Genomic DNA, 9,189 nt, shown 5'->3' with positions numbered 1-9,189 from the left:
ATAGTCTTTTTCAGATTCAATCAATAATTGAACCGCTCTTTCTCTGATTTCAGGGGTATATTTTAATTTGGTCATCGGAACATTCTCTCAGAATACTGAGTCTCCGACAAACCCGGTACGGTTCATTTCGTATAAGCTCTATTATGTTAAATAGTCCGAAGCGTATTCAGCATGATTCGGACTGGTTGCATTAAAATTAACATTTTTACAAAAAAATGTGGCTTGTATTACATTAATTTAATATAATTTATTGAATGTAAAGAATATCACTATTTAGTTGTACAGGTTTAGTGTGCTCTTTTCACATATATGCATTAACAATTCGATGTAAAAGGGTTCATAAATGAAAAAGGTTATTTCTTATGCTACGTTAGCAGTAATTGGGCTAATCGGTATTCAAGCCGCAAATGCTGCAACTACAACAGGTACATTAACTGTGAAAGCGACAGTTGCAAAAGGTTGTTCGGTAAATACCGATGCGTCTGGCACTGTAGCAAGTGCGGTGCTTGACTTTGGGACAATCACTTCTTTGACAGCCAATGTGGATGGTGACACTACTACTTCTTCTGGAACTTCTATCAAGGTATTATGTAACAAAGGTACAGATTATACAGTTGCATTTGGTGCTGGTAACAATGCTCTAAGTGGCGTACGTCGTATGGCGGGTGGTTCATCAGAATTTATTCCATACAATTTATATTTAATGTCAAATCGTGCAACTGCACTTGCAGTTGATGGCACGACAGCTTCAATTATAGGTGATGGTACTCCACAGACACTTGACGTTTATGGTCGTATCCCAGCAGGAAGTGTTTTACCAACTGCAGGTAATTATACAGATGCAGTGACATTGACGGTTACTTATTAACAGTTGCGTTGTATTAAGCTAGGTATTATTTGCTAGCTTAATATTTATTTAATGATAGGTTGATAATGAAAAGTATTTTTAGCTCATTACTGAAAATTTCTTTATGTATGCCAGTTTGTATTTATGCTGCATCGATTCGTTTATCGCCTATCGGTTTAGAACTCTTAGATACACAGTCGGCTACCACGCTAAATATTTATAATCAATCAACTGAAAGTAGTGATTTTCAGGTGCGCGCATTTGAATGGTCGCAAGTAGAAGGAAAAGATCAACTAATACCGACAGATGATATTGTCATTAGTCCACCAATATTTAAACTTGCTTCCGAAGGGTCTTATAATTTACGCGTTGTAAGATTGAATTCGGCACCTATTACAAATGAAAAGTCATATCGTATTATTGTGGATGAATTACCTAAGCCGGCAGATAGCCGTAAGGTAAGTCAAGGTGTAAATGTTTTACTTCGCTCTTCGATGCCACTTTTTGTAGTGAACAAAAATGCTTATTATGAAATTAAATGGAAAATTGAAAATAGTGAAAATCAATCATTTTTGATTTTAAATAATATTGGAACCAGACACGTTTTACTTAGTAGTCTCTCTATTATTGATAAAACTTCTAAAATGACCTATTTGATACCTGTCAACACACTGAATGGCTACATTTTACATAAGCAGACAAAAAGTTATGCGATTGCAAATAATTTTAAATTTCAAGCTAATCATGAATATAGCGTAACTTTAGTAGTAGATGGTAAAACCATCGTATTGTAAAAGGCATTTAATGCTATGAAATATAGGGTTCTAGCAGCATGTTTGATTTGTATACCATATACAACTGCTTATGCTATGTTAAGGGATGACACTCATGCTACGACTCCAATTATCCCTGATATTATCCCACAAAATATTACTAACAAAGAATCTAATATCAATTTGTTTTTGAATGTATCTGTTAATAGTGAAAATACAAGTGATTTAACAGCGGTTAAAAAAGATAATAATGGTAAATTATATATTTTAGCAAAGCATTTAAGAGCACTAAGAATAATATTAGATGAGAATATTTCTGATACACAATTAATTTGTTTAAATGATTATAAAAAAATTCAATTTAAATATGATGAAAGTAATCAGAATTTAGACTTAACTGTACCTCAAGAGATGCTTACTAGGTTTAGTCTGGATTTAGAAGGATCCAATGCGACTCCAAATCAGCTATTAAACTTAAAACCATTGAATGCAGCGATCATTAATTATAGTCTTTACAATACGATTAATGACGAACAGAATGTTTTTTCTGGATCTGCTGAAGCATTTTATAGCACTCGGCTAGGCAATTTCTATACAGGTGTTTTGTATAATGGTGATGATCTAAATGATTATAGCCATAATAAATTTGTACGGTTAGAATCGAAATGGCAATATATTAATCCGATAAAAATTAGACTTTATACCATTGGTGATTTTACATCAAACACTACTGACTGGGGTAACAGTGTGCGTTTAGGTGGTGCGCAATGGTCAAGTGCGTATGCTCAACGCTCAGACATTATTACTACAGCATTACCTCAATTCTCAGGATCAGCAGCACTACCATCAACGCTTGATTTATATGTTAATCAGCAAAAAGTATATTCTGGAATAGTGCCCTCTGGCCCATTCGATATTAAACAGTTACCTCTTATTTCTGGAAATGAGGTCACTTTAGTAACAACCGATGCTACAGGAAAGCAAAATTTAGTTAAAAAGGCATACTACTTTTCACCTAAAGTTTTAGCAAAAGGTGTTAATCAGTTTTCTGTAGATGTTGGTATGCCACGTTACAATTATGGTTCTTATTCGAATGATTATGATGATGGGGTGCTTTTTGGTTCGGGATCGATTCGTTACGGGATTAAACAATCGCTCACGTTAAGTGGTGGGATGGAAGCATCAACTGATGGATTGTCTAATGCAGGTATCGGTTTTGCACAAAACTTATGGGGTTTGGGCGTTGTAAATGCAGATTTTTCGTTGAGTAACTATAAAGATGAAAATGGTTATTTAAGTTCTATTGGGTTAGAAGGTCGGATTAATAAAGATATTTCATTTAATACAAGCTTTAGAAAAGTTTTTGATAATTATTATGACCTAGCACGTGTTTCAAAAGTTCGTTATGAAAATAGATATAATAAGAATGAAAAAGATGCAGAATACAATTTTTTAACATCAGGCGCTTTAGCTGATGAACTCTTTCGGGCGGGATTAAGCTATAATTTTTATAATGGTTATGGGGTTTATGCTGGTTATAATAAGATAAAATCACAAGAATCTCAATATAGCCTTTTATCTGCCAACTTCAATGCAAATCTTGGTAAAAACTGGAATTTATATGCATCGGTTTATAAAGATTTTAATGATGCTAAAAATTATGGTTCTTATATTGCTTTACGTTATACCCCATCATTTAAGTTTAATGCTATCACGAGCATGTCGAGAGATGCAGATAATACTACAAGTTACCGCCAAGAATTTAATGGCTTATCAGGCCCAGAAATTGGCTCATTAGGTTGGGGTGGCTATGTTGAGCACAATGAAAGAAGTTCGAATAACAATGCTTCAGCATATGTAAATTATCGGGCTCGACCTGCCTATCTCACAGCTAGTTATAGTCGATATAATGATATAGATCAGGCTTCGTTATCTGCAACAGGTTCACTCGTTTTTGCTGCAGGAAGGGTTTTTGCTGCAAATGAAATTGGAGATGGTTATGCAGTTGTTACAAATGCAGGACCAAAAAGCCAAATCCTAAATGGTGGTGTTAATTTAGGTAAAACCGATCATCAAGGTCGTTTCTTAATTTCTAATTTACTACCTTACCAAACCCATCATATTTTCCTTGATCCAACCTATTTACCGTTGCAGTGGGAAGTGCCAAATACTGCACAGAAAGTAATTGTGGGGTATCGCCAAGGTGCACACATTGACTTTGATGCTCACCAAGTAATATCTGCTGTTGTAAAACTAGTAGATAAAAACAATAACCCTATTCAGCCTGGTTATAGCGTAACGATTAATGGCGAAAATACAGCACTCATTGGTTATGATGGTGAGGTTTTTGTACAAGGTCTACTACCTAAAAACATCCTTGATGTTGATTTGCTAGATCAGGGTTCATGTCAGGTTCATTTTGATTATGGTAGTGAACATTATTCATTAAAGAAATTAGGGCCATATGTATGTCAATAATTTGCACAAACTATCAAGTTACAATGAAAAATATAATTTCGACTAATTTGTGTAAGTTTTTGATAATTAGTTTTTTTATTCTGTTTATAAGCTTGTTTTTTAATAAAGCGCATGCTAAATGTAAACCAGTTGGCACAACTACAACTACCCATACTTATAATGCTACAAATTTGGATAGTCCTGCTAAAATTACCTTTACAGGAACAATAACTTGTACTGAAGGAAGTAGTTCCAATAAAGTTGAAAAATATATGTGCATGAAAACAATTTTTACAGGTACAACAACTGCAAATAGTTCAACATCATTACCTTATACGGTAATAGCTTCTGTGGGCGGTGCTGGTTCAACTTCAACTAATCAAACTTCTAATACATGGTACGGCCCCGTTACTACAGTATCAAATAACAATGTCATTGATTATTCTGTAACAGTAACTGTACCTAAAAGATCCTCTTCAACCAATATTTATCCAGTCGGTACGTATACTGCAGCAGTTAATCTTTATTGGGATATGCAAGGTGGCTCTGCCAGTCAATGTGAAGGGACTAGTTCTAGTACTGGTAGTGGATGGGATTCTGGTGGCACTACATTAACAGCTAACTATGTTGTTCCAAAAATATGTCAGCTCAATTCTACAGATGTAATAAATTTTGGTAGCATCTCTGATATTGGATCAACAAAAAATAATTATACCGCATCTGGAGCTATTTCAACGACTTGTAATAAGGCAACAAATTACACAATATATTTAGGTAATGGTAATAATTATAGTAGCAGTCGGCGAATGAAACATTCGTCTGCCACTGAATATATCCCTTATCAACTTTATAAGGATTCTAATTTTAGTAATCTTTGGAGTGAAACAGGTGGAACTACTAGCATAGGGGGAAGTGGTGGTCTTTCTCTAACAGGTATAGGTTCTGCTCAGTCAAGTACTGTATATGGGAAAATTGCATCAGGTATAACTATTGGTAGTACTCCTGGCGATTATACTGATAGTGTTATCGTGACAGTAACATATTAAAATGGTGACTAAACAAATATTTAGATATGCATCATAAACTAGACATTTTTATTGGTGAGAATATAGACATTTTGAATGGGTTCTAACAGCTCTCGTTTCGTATAACAGCCATTATGTTAAATGGAGGTACTTTTTAATAAGTAATGAATTAAATATTCCCTATTAATTTCATTACTGTACTACAGCTAAGTCCAGCTTGAGAAAATATGCTTTTTAGAGTTCCTGTGTCTAACTCCCGATGCAAAGGGATAGTAACTTTTCCTTTTATACAGCTATGTTTCAAATGTTTATGGCTACCTTTTTGACTATCAAAGTACCAACCTAATGTTGTCAGAAATTTTAAAACTTGTTTTGCATTTAATCTTTTTAATTTCATTTTATTCCCCTAAAAAGAAAGGGCTCTAAAGCTCTTTCTTTCAAACTTACTCATGTACGTTTAGAAAAAAATGGGTGGAAATGGAGGTTTTGGTAAAAGAACCTCAATAAAACCTTTTAATGTGTCCTGCATGATTTTTTCCTCTCTTATTTAATACTTTCTTTAACAGTCTCTTTAATTACTTCTGCTGCAATATCGATTAATACATCCCACATAAGGACTTCTCCTATAAAAATTTAATTACGAGTAGCACTTTGCAACTCTGCTTGAATAAAATCTAACCTTATTTTTCTTTTAATGCAATAGTTTTTTCCTTAAAGTTAAAATAATTATTCTTTTTAGTAAAAATTGATTTTTAGGAAAAATGTGTTAAGCTTAAAATTTAGTGAGGAAAAGTAATGAAATATTACGTTTCTAAAACTTCAATTCATGAAGTTATTGGATTAGTGATTAGTCAACGACGAAAATTCTTGGGAATTCCCCAAGGAAAATTTGCGCAGTTACTTAATTTGAGTAATTCTGCTTTATCGAAGATTGAGTCTGGACAAACAGCGTTGCATATCGAAAATTTATTTTTGATTCTTAGTCTTCTTGGGTTAACGCTCGAACAGTTTCATAACATTTTGAAAATTTCAGTTGAGTTACTCCAAACTAAGCATAAAGTTTATGTCTATAGTCCCAAAGATCTGAAACAGAATTTAGAAAATATTTAAATTAGGAGAAAAAGATGGGATTTTGGAGTTCATTGATAGATTCTGGTGCATTCAGATCTGTAGGATCTGCTATGTTTAACTTGAATGAATATAAAAAATACGGCTCTGTTTATCGTGTTTTAGAAATTAATAGTTCTGAAGCAGATAGAAATTTAGGTGTTGGAGAAGATCTTACGATTAGCTTGAAAGAATTGTCTGATGTAAATGCACAGCAATTTTTAGAAGAGCCACTTCAGAATATTTTTACTTTGTATGATGACCAAAAGAAGTTGGCACATGAGAAACTTAATTTAGATAGTTTAAAAAGTTTATTAGAAAGGTATGAATATTTATCAAATCAATTAGATGATAGTCAGCCAGAAAAGACTCAAAAATTACAAGAAGAGATTCAAGAAGTTAGTGAAAATATTGAGGCGTATAAAAGAAGAATAATAGATATTGAATCACACATCCAAAATAACCCTATTAATTTGTCTCTAGATCGTTAAATAAATCTATAATTAACATAACACACCTTACACGAAGTCAAAAATGGGAGCTTATAGCTCCCATTTTTAGTCTTTAATGTGTTTCTTCGCTTCGTCATAAACTATGCTGTCAGATCGTTTCCCAACAGAGATGAGCAAGATGACTACTTGATCATCTTTGACTTGATAAACTAATCTGACTCCAGCCTTTAATAATTTAATTTTATAGCAGCCTGAAAGATCACCTCTGAGCATATTCTTGGGAATATGTGGCTGCTCTATGACCTTAGCGAGTTTCTTCTTAAATTGATCTCTGATAGCACTGGGAAGTTTTTCCCATTCAGCTGTAAAGTCCTTATGACGTAAAAGCTTATAAGTCATCTAAAGTAATTTCCTCGAACATTTCTTTAGGGTCATTAATTCGCTTGCGTACAGTCGCTAATAATTCAGCATCTTCTTCTGAGAGTAAGGCTTTTTGAACAGGTAGTTTTCCTGTAGTCGCAATATACTCAAGGATGTTGGTGAAAAACTCAGTCGGTGCAATACCTTGTTCTTTTAGGACAGAAAAGGATTTCTCTTTTAGGGCTGCGTCGACCCTGAAGTTAACAGTAGCCATTACTTTTCCCATTTGTTGAATGCATGGATATATTGTAATGCAATTTGCATTACATGAATGAATAGTTCGTATAACCACCATTATGTTAAATAGCTCTCAACTGAGGGCTATTTAGGTTCTTTAAAATTGGAAATTCACTCTATCTATCAATAATAAGGCTTTTCATTGCAAAAAAGCCAAATGATATTTTTAAAAAAAGTTGCCAAATATTGATCGAATTCCCATTGATACTCCTTTTTTAAATAAATTATCGTCTCTCTCTCTCTTTAAGGCACTTGGGCTATTATTAGAAAGAGCTCTTAAATGCCATTTTTTGAATTCCTGTGGATTTTTTGGAGTACCTAAGCCCATATCGTACATATAGGATAGGCTATATTGAGCTTCTGGGTGTTCATTTTCAGCCGCTAATTGATACCAATGAAGAGCTAACTCATAATTATGCTCATTTGCTATATTGCTATATAGCCCAAAAAAATAAATTTGCCCCATCCAATATTGAGCTTCTAAATTTCCTAAATTTGCAGCTTTTTCATATAAATTAATAGTTTCTTGGCAAAATCCTATAGTTTCAGCCTTTTTTTTAGCTAATAAATAAGTTTTTTCAGCATTTTGATTCATGTGATAGCTCATATGTTATTTTTTAAAACTTTAATTATTAGTAAAGTAGTTGTCTATATCTTCTCAACCTATTGAAATAAAAATATTAAATAATTGACTTGAACATAAAACATATTTTTGGGATGTAGCTGTAGTTTTTACTGTATTTTATTCATCTATATGATGATTAATAAATTGTTAAATTTAGAAATTCTAAAATTAACATAATACGCGTTATACGAAATTCTTGAAATTTTCCTATAAGAATCAATATCTTAGTCAAAGCCGTTCCAGGGTTCAGCGCACTGGAACGGCTTTTTTGTGATTTTTCACGTTCCACGCCTGTTCTTTAATCAAAGTTCCACATCTTTGTGTAGTTTCATTTAACCCTAAAGCAGAAAAAAATGTCCAGATAAAACAAGAATAGATGTCCAAGTAATTATTGATTTTGCATCAAGAGACAGGTTAGCCTAATTCTAAAAAGTATTGAAAATACTATACACATATGAGCTCCATTCAAATAATTTAAGGCAAAATCGAACCTTATTAATTCAATAATATTCAAAAATCACTATAAAAAAGTTTGCTATATAGCGAATATTTGCCATAATTTATAAAAAGTTCGCTATATAGCAAACAAATTTCTAAGGTTAAAATTGATATGGCTACAAGAGAAGAAATAGGTAAAGAAATACGTTTGGCAAGAAAAGCTCTGGGCTATACACAGAAAAATCTTTCAGAAAAAACGAACATCAATAAAACAACAATTTCAGAGATAGAAAATGGCCACTTTACAGGCTCATTTAGCATATTTGAATGTGTACTTAATGCAGTAGGCCTGCAATTTGAAGTGGATAAAAAGAAGTATAAATTTCCGCAGTGGGATGAAATTGAAACAATGTTTGCGGAAGATGATGAATAAAAGTTTAGCGGCTTAGATTATCAGTCGAAGTGCAACAAAGATGAATTTTTAGATAAGAAAGTAGAAAGGCTATATTTATACGTCTTACGCCAAAAGGCAAAATAGAAATCGTAATTCCAGATCGTATAGCCTCAACACCAAATTATACCAATCAGTAAAACCCCCTTAGATTCAGTATGTATGTGTCGGTTATTATTGTTGATTATCACAATAATTTTAGTGACCAAAAACCAAAGTACCTCACCCTACTTTAAGTTACACTACATAAAATAAAGACTTTATATAATTGTTATATATAGGATTTATTAAAATACAATTTATGTAATTCGAGGTATTTTATGTCGGTGACTATTGCCAAGGTTGGGGTATTTGGAA

11 protein-coding genes are annotated in these 9,189 nt (G+C 33.0%); 7 read left to right on the top strand and 4 right to left on the bottom strand.

Going from position 1 to position 9,189, the window contains the following annotated elements; genetic code table 11:
• The first annotated feature begins 343 nt into the window (after positions 1–343).
• The 4 genes from FTT94_RS05970 to FTT94_RS05955 all read left to right on the top strand — a co-directional run bounded on the left by FTT94_RS05970 (position 344) and on the right by FTT94_RS05955 (position 5,123).
• Positions 344–868: a spore coat U domain-containing protein gene (locus tag FTT94_RS05970; protein WP_180027365.1), complete on the top strand. Its 525-nt coding sequence runs from the start codon at positions 344–346 to the stop codon at positions 866–868.
• Positions 869–933: 65 nt separating this feature from the next.
• Positions 934–1,641 (top strand): molecular chaperone, encoded by a 708-nt coding sequence (locus FTT94_RS05965; RefSeq protein WP_180027364.1) that lies wholly within the window; start codon positions 934–936, stop codon positions 1,639–1,641.
• A gap of 15 nt (positions 1,642–1,656) precedes the next feature.
• Positions 1,657–4,098 carry a fimbria/pilus outer membrane usher protein gene (locus FTT94_RS05960; protein WP_180170410.1) on the top strand — a complete coding sequence of 814 codons (2,442 nt, stop codon included), beginning with the start codon at positions 1,657–1,659 and terminating at the stop codon, positions 4,096–4,098.
• Positions 4,089–5,123, top strand: coding sequence for a spore coat U domain-containing protein (locus tag FTT94_RS05955; protein WP_180027363.1), 1,035 nt, complete (start codon positions 4,089–4,091; stop codon positions 5,121–5,123). Before FTT94_RS05960 ends, FTT94_RS05955 begins: the two co-directional genes overlap by 10 nt.
• A 148-nt stretch (positions 5,124–5,271) precedes the next feature.
• Here the strand turns inward: FTT94_RS05955 and FTT94_RS05950 are convergent, their stop codons facing one another.
• On the bottom strand, positions 5,272–5,499 hold the full coding sequence (locus FTT94_RS05950) for a type II toxin-antitoxin system HicA family toxin (RefSeq protein WP_180170409.1): 228 nt from the start codon (positions 5,497–5,499) through the stop codon (positions 5,272–5,274).
• A 398-nt stretch (positions 5,500–5,897) separates the two neighbouring features.
• Here FTT94_RS05950 and FTT94_RS05945 point away from each other — a divergent pair, with 398 nt between their 5' ends.
• Together FTT94_RS05945 and FTT94_RS05940 are read left to right on the top strand one after the other, a co-directional pair.
• Positions 5,898–6,212, top strand: a complete 315-nt coding sequence (locus FTT94_RS05945) for a helix-turn-helix domain-containing protein (RefSeq protein ID WP_180170408.1) — start codon at positions 5,898–5,900, stop codon at positions 6,210–6,212.
• A gap of 14 nt (positions 6,213–6,226) precedes the next feature.
• Positions 6,227–6,700, top strand: coding sequence for a hypothetical protein (locus FTT94_RS05940; RefSeq protein ID WP_180170407.1), 474 nt, complete (start codon positions 6,227–6,229; stop codon positions 6,698–6,700).
• A gap of 66 nt (positions 6,701–6,766) precedes the next feature.
• Here FTT94_RS05940 and FTT94_RS05935 read toward each other — a convergent pair whose 3' ends face one another.
• The 3 genes from FTT94_RS05935 to FTT94_RS05925 all read right to left on the bottom strand — a co-directional run bounded on the left by FTT94_RS05935 (position 6,767) and on the right by FTT94_RS05925 (position 7,913).
• Positions 6,767–7,060 carry a type II toxin-antitoxin system RelE/ParE family toxin gene (locus FTT94_RS05935; RefSeq protein ID WP_180170406.1) on the bottom strand — a complete coding sequence of 98 codons (294 nt, stop codon included), beginning with the start codon at positions 7,058–7,060 and terminating at the stop codon, positions 6,767–6,769.
• Complete coding sequence (locus FTT94_RS05930; RefSeq protein ID WP_155861421.1) at positions 7,050–7,295, bottom strand: type II toxin-antitoxin system RelB/DinJ family antitoxin; 246 nt, start codon at positions 7,293–7,295, stop codon at positions 7,050–7,052. Before FTT94_RS05930 ends, FTT94_RS05935 begins: the two co-directional genes overlap by 11 nt.
• A 189-nt stretch (positions 7,296–7,484) precedes the next feature.
• Positions 7,485–7,913 (bottom strand): tetratricopeptide repeat protein, encoded by a 429-nt coding sequence (locus FTT94_RS05925; RefSeq protein ID WP_061519589.1) that lies wholly within the window; start codon positions 7,911–7,913, stop codon positions 7,485–7,487.
• Between the two features lie 640 nt (positions 7,914–8,553).
• Here FTT94_RS05925 and FTT94_RS05920 point away from each other — a divergent pair.
• Positions 8,554–8,814: a helix-turn-helix domain-containing protein gene (locus FTT94_RS05920; RefSeq protein ID WP_180024772.1), complete on the top strand. Its 261-nt coding sequence runs from the start codon at positions 8,554–8,556 to the stop codon at positions 8,812–8,814.
• The last annotated feature ends 375 nt before the right edge of the window (positions 8,815–9,189 follow it).

The organism is Acinetobacter sp. YH12027 (genome assembly GCF_013420085.1).
GTDB classification, from domain to species: Bacteria; Pseudomonadota; Gammaproteobacteria; order Pseudomonadales; family Moraxellaceae; genus Acinetobacter; species Acinetobacter amyesii.
The sequence above is the reverse complement of the archived record's forward strand: the minus strand, read 5'-3'. Positions and strand labels throughout refer to the sequence as shown.